This is a genomic window from Candidatus Accumulibacter aalborgensis (assembly GCF_900089955.1).
GTDB lineage: Bacteria > Pseudomonadota > Gammaproteobacteria > Burkholderiales > Rhodocyclaceae > Accumulibacter > Accumulibacter aalborgensis.
In genome coordinates this window covers 21,643-38,697 of sequence record NZ_FLQX01000147.1, presented here as the reverse complement: position 1 = coordinate 38,697, position 17,055 = coordinate 21,643, and the positions used below count along the sequence as shown (strand labels likewise).

At 63.4% G+C, this 17,055-nt stretch carries 14 protein-coding genes and 1 pseudogene; 7 read left to right on the top strand and 8 right to left on the bottom strand.

What is annotated here, in order from left to right:
* Positions 1 to 124: 124 nt before the first annotated feature.
* The 7 genes from ACCAA_RS18675 to ACCAA_RS18640 all read right to left on the bottom strand — a co-directional run bounded on the left by ACCAA_RS18675 (position 125) and on the right by ACCAA_RS18640 (position 9,196).
* Positions 125 to 700, bottom strand: a complete 576-nt coding sequence (locus tag ACCAA_RS18675; protein ID WP_245754674.1) for a Uma2 family endonuclease — start codon at positions 698 to 700, stop codon at positions 125 to 127.
* A gap of 295 nt (positions 701 to 995) precedes the next feature.
* Positions 996 to 1,664 (bottom strand): transposase, encoded by a 669-nt coding sequence (locus tag ACCAA_RS22290; protein ID WP_281193214.1) that lies wholly within the window; start codon positions 1,662 to 1,664, stop codon positions 996 to 998.
* A gap of 660 nt (positions 1,665 to 2,324) precedes the next feature.
* Positions 2,325 to 5,429, bottom strand: coding sequence for an efflux RND transporter permease subunit (locus ACCAA_RS18660; RefSeq protein WP_186408760.1), 3,105 nt, complete (start codon positions 5,427 to 5,429; stop codon positions 2,325 to 2,327).
* Positions 5,426 to 6,523, bottom strand: a complete 1,098-nt coding sequence (locus ACCAA_RS18655; RefSeq protein ID WP_186408759.1) for an efflux RND transporter periplasmic adaptor subunit — start codon at positions 6,521 to 6,523, stop codon at positions 5,426 to 5,428. Before ACCAA_RS18655 ends, ACCAA_RS18660 begins: the two co-directional genes overlap by 4 nt.
* 15 nt (positions 6,524 to 6,538) lie before the next feature.
* Entirely contained in the window at positions 6,539 to 8,179 is a 1,641-nt protein-coding gene (locus ACCAA_RS18650) for a methyl-accepting chemotaxis protein (RefSeq protein ID WP_186408758.1), read from the bottom strand.
* Between the two features lie 196 nt (positions 8,180 to 8,375).
* Complete coding sequence (locus tag ACCAA_RS18645) at positions 8,376 to 8,750, bottom strand: Hsp20/alpha crystallin family protein (RefSeq protein WP_186408757.1); 375 nt, start codon at positions 8,748 to 8,750, stop codon at positions 8,376 to 8,378.
* 11 nt (positions 8,751 to 8,761) lie between these two features.
* Positions 8,762 to 9,196, bottom strand: coding sequence for an Hsp20/alpha crystallin family protein (locus ACCAA_RS18640; protein WP_186408756.1), 435 nt, complete (start codon positions 9,194 to 9,196; stop codon positions 8,762 to 8,764).
* Between the two features lie 155 nt (positions 9,197 to 9,351).
* Here ACCAA_RS18640 and ACCAA_RS18635 point away from each other — a divergent pair, with 155 nt between their 5' ends.
* From ACCAA_RS18635 to ACCAA_RS18615, 5 genes are all read left to right on the top strand, one after another.
* Positions 9,352 to 10,305, top strand: coding sequence for a DnaJ C-terminal domain-containing protein (locus ACCAA_RS18635; RefSeq protein ID WP_186408755.1), 954 nt, complete (start codon positions 9,352 to 9,354; stop codon positions 10,303 to 10,305).
* A gap of 3 nt (positions 10,306 to 10,308) precedes the next feature.
* Positions 10,309 to 10,617: a chaperone modulator CbpM gene (locus tag ACCAA_RS18630; protein WP_186408754.1), complete on the top strand. Its 309-nt coding sequence runs from the start codon at positions 10,309 to 10,311 to the stop codon at positions 10,615 to 10,617.
* Positions 10,618 to 10,769: 152 nt separating this feature from the next.
* A complete protein-coding gene (locus ACCAA_RS18625; RefSeq protein WP_186408753.1) occupies positions 10,770 to 11,114 on the top strand; it encodes a PepSY domain-containing protein in 345 nt (114 codons plus the stop codon).
* Between the two features lie 74 nt (positions 11,115 to 11,188).
* Positions 11,189 to 11,821 (top strand): cytochrome b/b6 domain-containing protein, encoded by a 633-nt coding sequence (locus ACCAA_RS18620; protein WP_186408752.1) that lies wholly within the window; start codon positions 11,189 to 11,191, stop codon positions 11,819 to 11,821.
* 61 nt (positions 11,822 to 11,882) lie between these two features.
* Complete coding sequence (locus ACCAA_RS18615; protein ID WP_186408751.1) at positions 11,883 to 12,818, top strand: alpha/beta fold hydrolase; 936 nt, start codon at positions 11,883 to 11,885, stop codon at positions 12,816 to 12,818.
* Between the two features lie 235 nt (positions 12,819 to 13,053).
* On the opposite strand, the pseudogene ACCAA_RS22550 reads toward ACCAA_RS18615, so the two are convergent.
* Positions 13,054 to 14,916, bottom strand: a pseudogene (locus ACCAA_RS22550) (sensor domain-containing protein); the annotation flags it as partial.
* A 365-nt stretch (positions 14,917 to 15,281) separates the two neighbouring features.
* Between ACCAA_RS22550 and ACCAA_RS18605 the strand changes: the two are divergent.
* Complete coding sequence (locus tag ACCAA_RS18605; protein ID WP_186408749.1) at positions 15,282 to 16,022, top strand: flagellar brake protein; 741 nt, start codon at positions 15,282 to 15,284, stop codon at positions 16,020 to 16,022.
* 609 nt (positions 16,023 to 16,631) lie between these two features.
* Positions 16,632 to 17,036, top strand: a complete 405-nt coding sequence (locus ACCAA_RS18600) for a hypothetical protein (protein WP_186408748.1) — start codon at positions 16,632 to 16,634, stop codon at positions 17,034 to 17,036.
* Positions 17,037 to 17,055 lie beyond the last annotated feature (19 nt).

Genomic DNA, 17,055 nt, shown 5'->3' with positions numbered 1-17,055 from the left:
CAATGATATACAGCGGTCTTGCATTATTGCGGCTTAATAAGCTACTAGCTTTATAAAATTGTAAAGTTGCTTTGAAGAACGTCGACAAATTTTGTTAACCTTTGAAACAGATTAAAAGGCAAGATTAAAAGGGGACAGACCACGTTTTCCCTTCCGCCAGCCTCCATGCAATCCCTGGCAACAACAACGGCCTGATACACTCTCCCGCCCGCGGCCTTGTGATCGATAGATACCTTCCACCCACCGGATCGCGGCAAACAAGCAATTCATTGCCCGTCAGGTCAAGCAGCCAGACTTCCGGGATGCCGTGACGCGCATACAGATCAAGTTTCACGCCGCGATCGTAGTCGATCGATGAACTGGCGACTTCGACGACCAACAAGATATCCGCTAGGCCGGGGAGGTGCGCCATATAGTCTCCGGGCTTGAGCAGGGCAAGGTCGGGCTGCGGTTCGGAGCGATCATCCAGACGGATCGGATTTTGCGTGCTGACCAAACAGTCTTCGCCGGCGGCGAGCGTGAACAGGCGCGCCAATTGGTTGACGACGTAGGCGTGTTGGCTACCGATGGGGGCCATGTCGACGATCTCTCCCTCGATGAGTTCCACCCTGTCTTGGTGGCTGAGCACACCAGCGTCGGCCATCTTGTGATAGTCGCCGACGCTGATGCGGTGTCGTGCTCGGTCCATCAGTTCGCTCATAGAGCCCATGCTTGGCCTCTCCTTCGAAGTAGTTTGCGCGAGATTGGCGACGAGGGATAGGAAATCCAACGGCCGCTCGGCGAGTGTAGAGACCCCGCCAAGCGGCGTCAATCTTGAATTTCGCCGCGGTGGCCCTTCAAAAGTCAGCCGAATCACGCCCCGCTGAGTGCCTTGGGCCATCCCCCGGGCCGGACCGGCGGTTGGCGCTTGGCACGAGTCGCCCCACGACGGGCAATGGCAGCTCGTCCTGCTTCAGTCTAGACGTTTGCGCATGGCTACTTCCATCCCGCACCTATCAGGCGATACGCTGGTCGAATTCGTACGCAGGCGCCGATTGAGCCTGTGGGTCGTCCTCGCCCAGGGTGGCGCCCTGCATCTCCCAGAGTGGCGGGGCACGGGCGGGCATCAGGCGTGGCGGCGATGTCGGCTCACCGATATGGGTCAGGAGGTTGCGCACGGCACCCGCAATGATGAAGGCGATGATTCGCATCTCGCCGCCGGAGCGTGGGCAGACGAGCGGCAAGACATCATGGATCCGCGCGAGCAGCAGCGCCCAGGTGTACTCGGACGGCCGGCTTGGCGTGCCGCTTGGCGCAGCGGTCGCGGCGATTGACTCGGTCGCGACTGCCGCCGGCGTACCGTCTGGCACGCCGCCAAGCGCGGTGACCTGTGCGCGTAGCGGCGCGCTGGGTGCCAGCACCCCGTAGTAACGATGGCGATGCCGCAGCGGCGGCGGAATCAGCGCCGCCAGACGCTCGATCAGTTCGAGCGGGGTGAGCATCGAGCTGACGCTGCCACCGGGACCCGGCTTGACGCTCTCATAGACCAGGTGTTCGGCGTCGATCTCACGCCCAGCGCGAAGGCCGGGCGAGCACAGTGGCGCAACAGCCGTTCCAGGCCTTGGCGGTCGGCGCCCTCGATGCGAACGCTGGCGTCGAGTGAGAAGCCGCCACCGTGCTCCCAACTCGCCATCGTCTCGGCATCTTCCGGCTCAAGTACACCGCGCCGGGTCAGCGCGCGCAGCAGACGGCGGTGGACCTTGGCCTGCACTTCGTTGAGTAGGGGCGCAGCATGCTGCGCCCCTACCGTGAAATGTCGCTGCCCCCGAGGCGGTCGCCTCGAAGACACCCTCGATGACGAGGCAGTGGAAGTGCTCATGCGGATTGAGCAGCGCGCCAAAGCGGGTAGATGAAGGCAAGCGCGCGCCGATCCGGGAATCGGAACCTGCAGCCGGGCATGCGCGGCACAAGGCTTGTTCCACCACGCTCACGAAAACCCGCAGTGCCAGCGTCTCGATCGTCGGATCATGTTCGAGGGAAAAAGCGCAGCCGCTTCGGAACCGACAGCACCCACTGGCGAACCGGCAATCGCGGAAGAACGTGGTCGGCCAGATGGGCGGCGGCTTCGACCATTCGCCGGGTGTTACAAGCGGGACAGACGCTATACGCATACAGTTATTGGCGCAATGCCCTCTGGCTGCGGGACGCGGACCCTGGAGCGCATAACTCCCAGAGTCGTTCACGCCTGGGGAGCCGCGGGCCGTGTCAAATTCGTCGCTTGGGAGTCAGAACAGCTCGAGCTGTCCACCCAGCCGCGGCGATTACCTCCTGCGGGCCAAGCCGACCTACGGCTGGCGCCCGGGCGTGCTCGCCTGTACTGGCTGCACCCGATAGCAGACGGCATAGAGCGCCGGCAGGAAGAAGATCGTCAGTAGCGTCGCGACGATCAGTCCGCCCATGATGGCCACCGCCATCGGCCCCCAGAAGACGCTGCGGGTGAGCGGAATCATCGCCAGGATCGCCGCCGCGGCGGTGAGCATGATTGGCCGGAAGCGCCGCACGGTCGAGCCGACGACCGCCTCCCAGGCCGGCTGGCCGGCTGTCTCGTCCTGCTCGATCTGGTCGACGAGGATCACCGAGTTGCGCATGATCATCCCGGACAAGGCAATGACGCCGAGGTTGGCGACGAAGCCGAAAGGCACATCGAAGATCAGCAGCGCGAGGGCGACGCCGATCAGGCCGAGCGGTGCGGTCAGCAGGACGAGCAGCGTACGGCCGATGTTCTGCAACTGGATCATCAGCAGGGTGATGACACCGACCAGCATCAACGGCATCACCGCCTTGATCGAATCCTCGCCCTTGGCCGATTCTTCGGTGGCGCCGCCGGCTTCGATGCGGAAACCGGCCGGCAGTCTGGCCCGCAGTGCGTCGAGCTGGGGGTCGATCTGGGCCGTGACGACAGGCGCCTGAATGTGGTCGCGCAGATCGGCGCGTACACTCACCGTCGGCAGGCGGTTGCGCCGCGCGATGACGCCATCTTCCAGTTCGTAACGCATCTGCGCCAGTTGCGCCAGCGGAACATAGCGCCCGCTGCTGGTGTGGATGTTCATGTCGGCCAGCGCCGAGATCCTGGCACGATCGTCGCCGGCGGCGCCCGCCACGACGTCGATCAACTGGTCGCCTTCGCGCATCTGCGTGACGGTGACGCCGGTGAGCATCGAATTGAGGAAGGCAGAGAGTTCCTGCGAACTGATGCCCAGCGCGCGCGCACGGTCCTGATCGATGTCGATCTGGATGGACTTGCCCATCTCGTTCCAGTCGAAGCTCACTTCCTTGATGTGCGGGTTGGCGCGCATGACGGCAGCCACCTCGGCCGCCGCGCGCCGCAGTTCGGTGAAGTTCTCGCCCGAGACCCTGAAGACCACCGGAAAACCGACCGGCGGGCCGTTTTCGAGGCGCAGGACGCGCGCACGCAAGCCGCTCCAGGCGCCGCCTTCATCGGCAAAGCGCTGTTCGAGGCGGCTCTTGAGATCCTCACGCGTGTCGACGTTGTGCGTGGTGACGACAAACTGGGCAAAATTGTCGTTGAACAGTTGCTGATCGAGCGGCAGGTAGAAACGCGGGCTGCCATTGCCGAGGTAGCTGGCGTAATACTTGACCGATTTCTTCATTTCCGGCTCGTCGAGCAGTCGTTCGACCCTTCTCGCCTGTGCTTCGGTGGCTTTCAGCGAGGCGCCGTTTGGCAACCACAGGTCGACCAGCAACTCCGGACGACTGGCTGCCGGGAAGAACTGTTTCTGCACGCCGACCCCCAGCGCCACCAGCGAGGCGGCAAAAGCGATTGCCGTCGCCGCAATCACCAGCCAGCGATGGCGCAGACACCACTCGATCATCTCCCGAACACGGCGATAGAAGGGCGTGTCGTAGCGGTCGTCGCCATGCTCCTGCACCTTGCGACGCAGTGTGTCGGCGTCGAGGAGCAGGTAGCCGAGGTAGGGGGTGAACAGCACGGCCACGACCCACGACACCAGTAGGGCGATGCTCACCACGGCGAAGATCGAGAAGGTGTATTCGCCGGCGCCGGACTTGGCGAGACCGACCGGCAGAAAGCCGACGACGGTGATCAGCGTGCCGGTGAGCATCGGAAAAGCCGTCGAGGTATAGGCGAAAGTCGCTGCCCGGAAGCGATCCCAGCCGTGTTCCATTTTGACGACCATCATCTCGACGGCGATGATCGCGTCGTCGACCAGCAGGCCGAGGGCAATGACCAGCGCGCCGAGCGAAATCCGTTGCAGGTCGATGCCGAACACGCCCATCAGCAGGAAGGTGATCGCCAGTACCAGGGGGATCGACAGCGCAACGACCGCGCCGGTGCGCATGCCGAGGCTGAGGAAGGAAACCGCCAGGACGATTAGGACGGCTTCGGCCAGCGACGACACGAAGAGATTCATCGACTGGCGAACGATCTGCGGTTGATCGGCGACCAGATGAACATCGATGCCCAGTGGCAACTGCTTCTGCAGACGTTCGCTCTCCGCCCGCAAGCGGTCGCCGAGCCTGATCACGTCGCCGCCCTTGTTCATGGCGATGGCGATGCCGATCGCGTCCTGGCCCTGGACGCGCATGCGCGGCGAGGGCGGCTCGGCAAAACCGCGCGTGACGGTGGCAATGTCGCCGAGCCGAAACAGACGCCCATCGGCCTGGATGCCGATCTCGCGAATGCTGTCGACCGAGTTGAAGTCGCCGGAGACGCGAATCCGAACGCGGTCTGACGGCGTCTCGTAGAATCCGGCCGGCGTCATCGCGTTCTGTTTCTGTAGCGCATCGAAGATCAGCAGTGGATTGAGGCCCAGCGTCGCCAGCTTGGCGTGTGAGACCTCGATATAGATTTTTTCTTCCTGGACGCCAATCAGTTCGATCTTCTTGACGTCCGGCACCTGGCGCAGTTCGCGCGCCATGCGGTCGGCCTCACGGCGCAGTGCAGCCAGATCGAAGCCGTCACCGGTGAGGGCATAGATGGTGATGAAGGTTTCGCCGAACTCGTCATTGAGAAAGGGGCCCTGCACGCCTGGCGGCAGCGTGTGGCGCATGTCGCCGATTTTCTTGCGCACCTGGTACCATGCTTCCGGCACCTCCTTCTTCGGAGTGTAGTCCTTGAGGAGAACGGTGATCAGGGACTCACCGGAGCGCGTCTGCGAGCGCAGCACGTCGACCCAGGGCACCTCCTGCAAGCGCTTCTCGATTCGTTCGCTGACCTGCTGTTCGACCTCGTGCGCTGTGGCGCCTGGCCACAGCGTGCGCACCACCATGGCCTTGAAAGTGTAATCCGGATCCTCGGCCCGACCGAGCCTGAAGTACGAGAGCACGCCGCCGAGCATCAGGACGACGATCAGATAAGCAACCAGCGAACGGTGGTGCAGCGCCCATTCGGACAGATTGGGAGGCGTCATCGGCTGGCTGTGCCTGCCCGACCCGGTTCCGGCGGCGGCTCGCCCACCTGCTCGATGACCTTGACCCGGTCACCGCTGGTGAGCTTGTGGACGCCGGCAACGACGATTCGCTCGCCGGCCTGTGCGCCGCTGGCCAGCACCGCTGTACCTTCGCGGTAGGCGGCGACGGCCACCGCGCGCAAGCTGACGGTTTGATCAGCACCGACCATCCACAGCGCCGGTCGGCCGTCCTCTTGGAAAATGGCCGTCAGGGGGACGCTCAGGCGAGAACTCCCTGCCGGCCGCATAAAACGAACTTTGGCGGTCATCCCGAGAAGGACCCGGGCATCCGGATGGCGAATCGACACGCGCGCCGCGTAGGTGCGGGTGACCGGGTCGGCCACCGGCGACAACTCGCGCAGTGTGCCGCGGTAACTGGCTTGCTGATCGGCCCACAGGGTCACTTCTGCCTCGCCGAGGGCGCGCACATCGGGCATGCGCACTTCGGGGATGGCGATCGCGACTTCGAGCGTGTCGGCGCGTGCCAGGCGCATCACGGTCTGTCCGGCGGCGACGACCTGCCCGACTTCGGCGGCCATCGAACTGACGAAACCGGCCTGATCGGCCAGCAGAATGGTATATGCGCTCTGGTTGCGCGCCAGATCGGCCTGCGCCTGCGCCGCTTTGAAGCCGGTTTCCTTGGCCTCGAGCGCAGCCTGGCTGACGAAGTTCTTTTCGCGCAGATTTCTGAAGCGCCGCAGATCGGCGTCGGCCAGTTCCAGTTGGGCCGAGGCCGACGCCAGCGACAGCGCTGTATCGCTCGCATCAAGCCTGGCCAGCACGTCACCGGCCTTGACCCGTGCGCCGGAATCGACCATCCGTGCAGTGATCTTGCCCGGAATGCGGAAGGCGAGTGGAGTCTCGAAGCGCGAGCGAACCTCTCCCGAATAGGTGAGCATCTCGTCGCCGGCGGTTTCGCCAAGAACCTGTGTCAGTACCGGCCGTGGCGCTTCGGGCAGAGCCGGAATCTTGCCGCAGCCGGTGAGCAGCACGAGAAGGGGCAGGACGAGCAGCAGAGGCCCGATGGGGCGTCGGCCGGCATGCGTCAGGTTCATGCGCTGCCTGAGGCGTCAGACGACGCGGAAATTGGCCACCGTTGCGCGCAACTCTTTGGCGAGTTCGTTGAGCTCGACGACCGAGGTGGCGTTGCCGCGCATCGTCGCGCTCGCCTCCTCGGTCATCGACGCGATGTTCTGGACATGGCGTGCGACGTCGTTGGCCACCACCGCTTGTTCGTGCGTCGCCGTCGCCACTTCATGCACTCGTTCGCTCGACTCCAGTGCCTGGCGATGAATCGTTTCGAGCATGGCCCCGGCTGCGCGCGCCTTGTCTAGACTTAGTGCGGCCTGCGGGCCGGCCTCGGCCATCGCCTCGACTGCCAGTTCGGTATCGGCCTGGACACTGACGACCATCGCGCTGATTTCGCTGGTCGCCTTGCTGGTCCGTTCGGCGAGCTTACGGACTTCGTCGGCGACAACGGCAAAACCACGCCCCTGCTCGCCGGCGCGCGCCGCTTCGATGGCCGCATTCAAGGCCAGCAGGTTGGTCTGTTCAGCAATCTCCCGGATCACCCCGGCGATGCCGCCGATGTCCCTTGAGCGCCCGGCAAGCTGGCCGATCTGCGTGGACGATCGAGCGACGATGGCCAGTATTTTCTCGATTTCATTAGTCGAGGCGTTGACCAGCGCCCGGCCCTGCTCGGCGCAGTCTGCCGTCGCGTTCGAATTTTTCCCGGTGGCCTGTGCATTTTGTGCCACCTCGTTGATGCTCACCGTCAACTCCTCGATTGAAGCGGCGGTTGCCGATGTCGAGTTGGCCTGTTCCTCTGCGGCGCGGCCGATTTCGTCTGTGGCCACCGATATCTGGCTCGCTCTGCTGGCCAGCGTTCCCGCCATGCGGTCGATTTCGGAGATCAGTTGGCGAAGATGGCTCTGCATCCGGGCCATCGATTGCATCAGGCTGCCGCCGGCAAGCTGGTCTGCGTGCATTTCCTGACTGAGGTCTCCGGCGGCGATGCGCAGGGCGACCGCCGAGGCTTCGGCTGGCTCGCCACCAAGCTGGCGTAGTACGCTGCGCCCGATCAAGACCGCCACCCCGGCAAGGAGCGTGAGGACCAGCGCGATAATGATCAGCGCGTTGATTGCCTGACTGCGGAAGGCACGGTCGACGTCATCGAGATAGATCCCGGTGCCGTACACCCAGCCCCAGGGTTTGAACTGGGCGGCATAGCTGATCTTGGCGACCGGCTTGTCGCTGCCCGGTTTGGCGAACACGTAGTCAACGGTCCCACCGCGCTCGCTGGCCAGCGCGGTGCGCACCAACTCCTGGACCAGCGGCTTGCCGTTCGGATCGCGCATCTCTGCACTGTTCTTGCCTTCCAGCTCGGGTTTCGTCGGGTGCATCACAAAGTGGTGTTGCGTGTCGAGGACGAAGAAATACTCACCGCCGCTGTAGCGCATTTGGCGAAGCGTCTCGGCCGCGTACTTCCTTGCGTCGTCATCGCTCAGGGCGCCGTTCCTGGCAAGCTCATGGAAGTGGGAGATGACGCCGCCGGCGACCTCGACGAGGACCTGTATCTTATCCTTCCGGTCCTGCAGCATGGTGTTGCGCAGGTCATTGAGCGAGTCCAAGCCGAGCACCGTGAGCCCGAGCATGGCCACCGCCGACAGGATGATCAGGCGGGTCTTGATAGTCCAGGGGTGCAGTTTCATGGCGACCTCCAATGGCAGCAAAGAAGTTACGGCGGTCGTCTAGTGGCCGCAGGAGACAGGCGGGGAGTTTAGCACCCAGCCAGCTCCGTGTCTTCGGCTCTGGGTTTGCTACCCGTGCGTTGGCCACCAATTGCTGCTGCGTGCCGCTTCGATCTCAGCGCAATGGGGCGGGGAGCCGTCCCCCCGCCCGTGCGGATCACAACACCTTGACCTCGATCTTGCGCGGCTGCGCATGTTCGGCTTTGGGGATCGACAGCTTGAGAACGCCGTTCTTGAACTCGGCGCCGACCTTGCTGGCGTCGAGTTCCTTGGACAGCGTGAATACCCGCCGGTAGCGCGGCAGACTGACTTCGGCGTGGCTGGCCTCGATGCCGCCTGGCATCTCTAGGTCGATCTCGCCTTCGATGGTCAGTGTGTCGGCCTCCACGTGCAGACGGAGCTTCTCCTTCGGGACCCCGGGCAGGTCGGCATAGAGGGTGATTCCCGAGGAATCCTCGATGACGTCCACCGGCGGCAGCAGGGCGGCTTCGTCCGGGGAGGTTTGCTTCTTGACAGTGCTGTTGTCGGACATTTTCGATCTCCTTAGCCGATGGTGATGCGGCGTGGTTGCGCGGCCTGCTTGCGGGCAATGCTGATGCGCAGCACGCCATCCCGGTACTTGGCTTCGACGGCACTGGCGTCGACGTCGTCGGGCAGGGTCACCACCCGCCGGAAGCGGCCGGCGAAACGCTCGTCGATATGGACGGTGGCTTCCTTGCCGGGCTCGTCCAGTTTGCGCTCGCCGGCCACCGTGAGCACGCCTTTCTCGATTTGCACGTCGAGTGTGGTCGGGTCGATTCCCGGTGCGAAGGCATAGATGTCAACAGACTGCGGCGTGCCGCCGACATTCATGGCCGGGAAGCCGCCGCGGGCGATACCGCGAATGCTCGGCGAGAGATGGAAACCCTGCTGCATCTCACGCTGCAGCCGATCCAGCTCCGCCAACACGTCGCGGGGAAACAGGGAGCGGTACATCATGTTCGATCCTCCATACAATGGGTGAGGGGCGCCGGGAGTGGCGCCTTGCTACATCATTGAGGCCTGTCGTGCAGACTTCAATAGCTGGATCGGAGCCTTCATCGGTATCATTGTAGTAGGCCCTTTTGCTTAGCCCTGTAAATTGAGGATCGCGCATGGAATTCAAGGACTACTACCAGATTCTGGGGGTCCCTCGTGACGCCACGGCGGATGAGATCAAGAAATCGTTCCGCAAACTGGCGCGCAAGTATCACCCGGACGTTTCGAAGGAAGTCGACGCCGAAGCGCGCATGAAGGAACTCAACGAGGCGAATGCCGTCCTCTCGGACACCGAGAAACGCGCCGCCTATGATCAGTTGGGGCGCGGTTATCAGCCCGGTCAGGATTTCCGCCCGCCGCCCGACTGGGACGCAGGCTTCGAGTTTTCGGGTCAGGGTGTGCCACCGGGAGAAGCCGCCGATTTTTCGGATTTCTTCGCCGAACTGTTCGGGCGCATGGGTGGCGCGCGCGGCTTTGGCGCCGGCCAGCGGCCGCACTTCCAGGCGCGCGGCGACGATCACCATGCCAAGGTGCTGCTCGACATCGACGATGCCTTTACCGGTGCCACGCGGCAGATCTCGCTGCGCGCGCCGACCGCGGATGCTCAGGGCCATGTCACGCTGACCACCCGCACGCTGAACGTCAAGATCCCGCAAGGCGTGTACGCCGGGCAGATCATTCGCCTGGCGGGTCAGGGAGCGCCGGGAGTTGGCGGGGCGCCGGCTGGCGACCTGCTGCTCGAGGTGCGTTTCAGGCCGCATCCGCGTTTCCATGCGCACGGGCGCGACCTGTCTCTCGCCCTCCCCGTGACTCCCTGGGAGGCGGCGCTGGGTGCGGTCGTGGCGGTAGAGCTGCCGCAAGGCAGCGTCAAGGTGCGCATTCCGGAAGGGGCGCAAAGCGGTCGCCAATTACGCGTGCGCGGCAAGGGTATTCCCGGTGACCCGCCGGGGGATCTGCTACTCGACATCCAGGTGGTGCTGCCGCCGGCCGATACGGTCAAGGCGCGCGCACTCTACGAAACCATGGCGCGCGAGCTGGCCTTCGACCCGCGCCAGCAGGAGAGGGGATAAACCATGCATGACGATGAGATCCTGATCGGCAGCCTGATGGAAGACACCTGGCTGACGCTGGAGCAGGTGGCTGCCGCCTGTACCGTCGACCCGGCGTGGCTGCTGCGCCACATAGAAGAGGGCTTGTTTCCGCACGCCGATAGTGTCGCCGGCGTATGGTGCTTTTCGAGCACCAGCCTGCGGCGCGCGCGGCGAATGCGGCAACTGGAGCGTGACTTCGACGCCGTTCCCGAACTGGCCGCGTTGATGGCCGATCTGCTCGAGGAACTCGACGAACTGCGCGCACGCCTCGCCGATGCGCAACCGGGCTGATGCGAATCGCCGGACAGGTTCGGTCATAAGCCTGCCTTAAGATTGCGGCCGTAGAGTGGCGCCTGTGCTTACGGTTAGGGCCATCGGCCACCGCCGGAAGCCAATGGCCCCCTGTCCGACACCCCGGACTGAAATATTGAAAGAGAGATCGAATGAACAAGCGTACCGCATTATCCGCCGTCGCCCTGCTGGCGCTGGCCACCACTTTTGCCAGTACCCCTTTCGCCGCCGACAGCAAGGCCGCCATTCCGGCGGCATCGGCGGCATCGGCGGCATCGGCCGCAGCCCCGGCAGCGGCTCCGGCGCACGAGATCACCAAGGAACAGGCCGTCGACATGGCGACCAAGGCGCACCCTGGGCAAGTCACCAAGGCCTATGAAGACACCAAGAAAGGCAAGAAGACCTGGGAAGTGAAAATCAGCGGCACCGACGGCAAGAAGTGGGAAGTGCATTACGAAATCAAGACCGGCGCTCTGGTCTCTGAAGAAGGCAAGTAATCAGGCACCCTGACCTGATCGATCCACCCGCCTCACGCCGCTCGGCGAGGAGGCGACACAGCCCTGTCCATACCATGAGCACGACCGATACGACTGAAATCACTGTCTGGGACCCGCTGGTCCGCCTGTTCCACTGGAGCCTGGTCATCAGCTTCGGCGCGGCCTATTTCTCGGAGGGCGAACTGTTCGCCGTCCTTCAGGGCCGCCTGGATGGCGAGTGGTTGCAGGTGGCCCACATCTGGGCCGGCTACACAATTGCCGGACTACTGCTGTTCCGCCTGCTGTGGGGCTTTGTCGGTCCACGCCATGCGCGTTTCAGCGACTTTGTCCATAGCCCCGTGGCGACGCTGGCTTATGCCCGCGAGGTGTTGGCGCTGCGCGCGCGCCGCTATTTGGGGCATAACCCCGCTGGCGGCGCGATGATCCTCCTGTTGCTGTTCGGCCTGGCCGCGACTATCGGCACCGGCCTGGCACTGTACGGTGCCGACAAGGGGCTGGGCCCGCTGGCTGGATGGCTGCTGGAGACCAGTGACGCGACGATAGACGCCATCAGGGAGGCGCACGAAGTGGCCACTGACTGCACACTGCTGCTGGTCGGCGGACATCTGCTTGGCGTTCTCTGGGAGAGCCTTCTGCATCGCGAGAACCTGGTTCTCGCGATGATCACCGGACGCAAGCGTGGCAAGGTGCTGGCCCGCGGCGATTGACTTCGCTGGTCCGATGCGGGGATACTCTTGCCCATCCACTGAACGATATCGGGGCTCAATCATGACGATTCTCAAGGATTTTGAAGAACTGCTGGTTACCTCGCGTTCCGGGCAATCTGCCGGCGGGCGCCTGCATGAGACGCGCGCCAGTTCGGTGCGTTGTCTCGGCCCGCATGGTTTGCACCGCATGGCTTACGTCGAGTGGGGCGACGCCGCCAATCCACGCGTGCTGATCTGCGTCCACGGCCTGACGCGAAACGGGCGCGATTTCGACGTGCTGGCCAACGCGCTGGCCAGCGACTACCGGGTCATCTGCCCGGATATCGTGGGCCGCGGGCGCAGCGACCGTCTGTTCTTCGCCGACGACTACGCGCTGCCGACCTACGCCAACGACATCATGACGCTGATCGCCCGCCTGGGCGTCGACTCGGTGCACTGGCTGGGGACGTCGATGGGTGGCCTGATCGGCATGTTCCTTTCGAGCCTGCCGGGTTCGCCAATCAGCCGTCTGGTGCTCAACGACGTCGGGCCGACGATTGGCATCGACGCCCTGCAGCGGATCGGCGAGTACCTTGGCAAGGCTCCCGATTTTGCCGATCTGGCCGAGGCCGAAGTCTATGTGCGCACCGTTTGCGCCCCGTTTGGCGCCCTCACCGACGCGCAGTGGCGCTTCATGACCGTCGTCGGCACGCGTGCGAAAGCGGACGGCGGCTTCGAGATGAATTACGACCGAGCAATTGCCCTGCCTTACCAGAAAGCCTTCCTCGAAGCGAAGGAAATCAGTCTCTGGCCGATGTACGACGCCATCCGCTGCCCGACGCTGGTCGTCCGCGGGGTCCAGTCGGACATCCTGTCGCACGATACGGCCGTCGAGATGACCAGTCGGGGAGCCAAGGCGAAGCTCGTCGAAGTCCCGGCAGTGGGACACGCGCCGATGTTCCTTGAAGAGCCGCAGGTGCGCATCGTCCAGGACTTCCTGCTCGCCGGGCAGGACTGAACGCAGCGGCCCACCGGGCGCAGCGCGCTGCCGACTGGCGGTCGAACGGCGCGACGCTCGGCGCCATCGTCCGGCCATGAATCTGGCCCATCTGCTCGCTCGAACAGACCGGGTCTTCCCCAAGCGGCCGGCGCTTGCGCTTGGCGAGAGCGAACTGTAGTCATGAACACCCCGGCCGGTCGATGCCGCGCTGACCCGCGTCTCAGGTCTTTGCCTGATAAAACCGAATCAGGTTGCGCCCGGCCTCCTTGGCTTGATACATCGCCGTATCAGCCCACTTCAGGAGGTCGTCTTGTGTTTCTTCGTGGTTGCGAAAGACGATCACGCCGATGCTTGTACTGCAGTGATGCGCGACCGTTGTTTCGGTCTTGCCCTCTTGCTTGAATTTCAGCACATAGGGCTTGTCCAGCAGGGCGCGGAGCTTTTCAGCAACCTGGGCGGCGTGGGCGGTGGCCTTGATCTTGTCCTCGTCGAGTTCGTTCAAAATCACCACGAACTCGTCGCCGCCGAAACGTGCGACGACGTCCACTGCCCGTACCCCACGGCTGATGCGCTGCGCCACCTCGATCAGCAGCAGATCGCCGACGTGATGCCCTTGTGTATCGTTGAGCGGTTTGAAGTTATCGAGGTCCATGAACATCAGCGCGCCGTAGTGCCCACTGCGCTTGCTGGCGGCCATGGTTTGTACCAGGCGATCATTCAACAGGCGGCGATTGGGCAGCCCCGTCAATGAGTCATACAAGGCCAGATTGAGAATCTGCGACTCTGCTTTCTTGCGCTCGGTAATGTCGCGCGCCGCGACAAATACGCCCTGCAGCCGCCTGTCCCGATCGTGGAAGGTCGTTGCGTTGTAGGACACCGGCGTCTCCCTGCCGTCCCTGGCGCGAGCGGTGAGTTCGTAGTTGGTGACCTTCTTCTTGCTCAGCACCAGCTTGATACTTGCTTCGGCGCGCTCCGGATCGGTGAAGTGATTCTTGAATGGCGCGCCGATCAGCTCGTCACGCGAGCAACTGGTGAGCGCCTCCATCTGCTTGTTGACGTCAGTGATGATTCCGGACGGATCGGTGGTCATCAGCGCATCGATGTTGGATTCAAACAGCGAGCGCGTGTAGAACTGGTGGTCGCGCAGGCGCTGGCCGAGTTCCTTCTGTTCGGCCTCGCTCTGCCGGCGAGCGGTGTTGTCGGTGCCGATGAGCAGGTAGCCGATGATGCCACCTGGAGCATCGCGCAGCGCGGTGACCGAAACGACCGCCGGGAAACGGCTGCCATCCTTGCGGATGTAGGTCAGTTCGTAGATGTCCTCGATGCCGCGCGAGGCCTTGAAGACCAGGGCCTCGAAGCCCGGCGCAATCGGCGTTTCGAGTTCGGCACTGAGGGCGTGCGCACGCGCGATCAGCTCCTGCGGATCCGAGATGTCGGCCGGCGTGATCTTGTTGATCACGTCTGTGGCGGCGTAGCCCAGCATGCGCTCGGCGCCGACGTTGAAGATCTGAATGACGCCCGTCGCGTCGGTGGCGATACTCGAGAAATTGGCGCTGTTGAAAATCGCGTTTTGCAGGGCCCCGGCCTTGAGTAGCGCTTCTTCTGCTTGCTTGCGAGCGGTGTTGTCAGTGCCGATCAGCAGGTAGCCGATGATGCTGCCTTGAGCATCGCGCAGTGCGGTGACCGAAACGACCGCCGGGAAACGGCTGCCGTCCTTGCGAATGTAGGTCAGTTCGTAGATGTCCTCGATGCCGCGCGAGGCCTTGAAGACCAGGGCCTCGAAGCCCGGCGCAATCGGCGTTTCGAGTTCGATGCTGAGCGCACTCGCGCGCGCGACCAGTTCATGCGGATCGGAAATGTCGGCCGGTGTGATCTTGTTCATTACCTCGGCGGCGGCGTAGCCCAGCATGCGCTCGGCACCGACGTTGAAGATCTGGATGACGCCGTTGGCGTCGGTGGCGATACTCGAGAAATTGGCACTGTTGAAAATTGCGTTCTGCAGGGCTCCGGTCTTGAGCAAGGATTCCTGGCTGCGCACTTCACTGATGTTCTCGGCAGCATCGGCACCACTGGCCGCGGGGGCAACGATGGCGCGGTCACAAATTTCTGTCGGCATGGCCAACCTCCGTTAGAGCGCAAATTCAGCGATGCTTGTTTGCCCACGAGGGGAACAGTCCGGACAAGTCGACGCAATGAATTGCAGCGGTCAGCATAAGCGGGAATTCGTGCAAAATATGTGCGCTGGCACACGTCAACGGGGTATAAAGCTTGGCTGCCAGCGCAGACTTCGTACCGTGGGAGTGGCTGTCAGATGCGTAGTGGCATTTGCCTTGAGACACGGGCACGCTGGCGGTCGCGACCTTGACCGCTTGCTGCCCGTGTTGGGTACCAATTGGCGATTGACGCTGCCCGGCAGATACCCGGATACTTTCGTGACTTCATTTTTTTCATGAGCACCGTTGAATTTCCTTTGGAGGGCCAGTGAGCCAGATAGCCCAGCTTTCCGAGGCCGAGATCGAGGAACGCTTTTATGTGACCGGGAGGACGGCAATCCCGTTCACGCTGGCCGGCTATGCCGAACACAAGGAGTCGTTCTCGGTGCAGTTTGCCGGTGGCAGCGAACACTTCCTGACCATTCTGCTCGCCGTTCAGCCAGCAAACGGCTGCCTGATCATCGACTGCAGTGGCAGTCCCGAGATCAACCGTCGTTTTCCCGAGAGCCAGCGCAACGTGTTTCTTGCCCGTCCGGGCGGCATTCATGTCCAGTTCACCACCGGGCAGGCCCGCGAAATCACCTTCCAGGGTGCGCGAGCCTTCGCCGTGCCCTTGCCAAAGTTCATCGTTCGCTTGCAGCGGCGCGAATTCTTTCGTATCGAGACCCCGCTTGCTCAGCCCCTGCAGTTTCGCGCACGGTTGCCGGACGGCCAGTTGATGACCCTACCGGCATATGACCTGTCGGTCGCCTCCATCGGACTCAGCGCCGGTGGCGACAACGGCCTTGAGCCGGCCATCTCCTTGCCCAACTGCCGCTTTGCGCTGCCGGCGGAGGCGCACGATGTGTTCGTCCAGGCGGTCGTGCGTCACGTCACGGTGCTCGAACGACGTGCCGGCATGACGCAGTGGCGGATCGGATTACAGTTCGTCGACCTCGCTCGTGTCGACGAGAGGCGGATTCAGCGCTACATCGCCCAGGTCGAACTCCGCCGCCACGAGTTAAGCTGAGTTCAAGCGACGCAGCAGGGGCGCCAGGTGGGATCACGGTTCACGTATGGCCGACTGCGCGTGATCCCGAATGTTGGCTTCACTTGCAAGGAACGATCAATTTATCCCAGCCCGAACCGTCGCCCTCGATGGCGCCAGCGCTTTGACGAGTGGCTGTGGTCACGCGCATTTCAAGCTCTGCGAACCACAAGTCATCATCCCGGGGCTGGCGGCGATCAGCCCCGCGGCGCCGATCACCTTCCCCACGCCGGCCCGGCCAGGAACGGCGATCGGTCGTTTCGCTTGAACAAACCAAGGCCTGTTGGCGTGGCTCTGGCACCTTCTCATCGCGCATATTGCGCCTCCTGAACGCTAGGTTGTCTGGGCCGGTCGGGGCTGTGGCTGATCGGCTGCCGAGGACAGGCCCGGCGCGCATGATCGTGGATGCTGGCCATTACAAACGGTCCGACCACTTCCTGAGGCTGATCGTTGGAGAAAAAGTTCTCGATTGCGGCCGCCACGATGGCGATAGCGTGCTGTGGTCAGGAAGAGCTTTGGCTACGATCCTGCGGCTTGGGCCGGGTTCGCTTGGCTTGTCATCGCAAAGCGTCGTGCGGCGTTACTTGGTTCATGAAAACGACAATCACCTCTCTCTGCCTCGTGCTCAGCCTTGGGCTGGGCTTTTCTCAGCCAGCTCTCGCCGATCGCGGCGGGTATGAAGGCGGCGGCTACCGTGGCGGCTATTACGCACCGGCGGCGCAGCAGCGGCATCATAATCACGGCGGCTATTACGGCGGCGGTTCTTACCGTGGCTACGGTTGGGTTGGTCCGGCAGCGGCTCTGGCGCTTACCGGCATTGCCGTCGGTGTGGCCGCCTCCAACTACTACTCGCCGCCGCCGGTTTATGTGGCGCAGCCGCAGGTAGTCTATGAGCCTCCTCCCCGGACGGTCTACGTGGTCCCGTCCCGGCCGGCCTATGTCGTGACGCCGCAACCGGTCTACGCGCCGGCGCCAGGTGGCTATTGGGGCTATTGAGCAGGGCCCCCGTCGATTG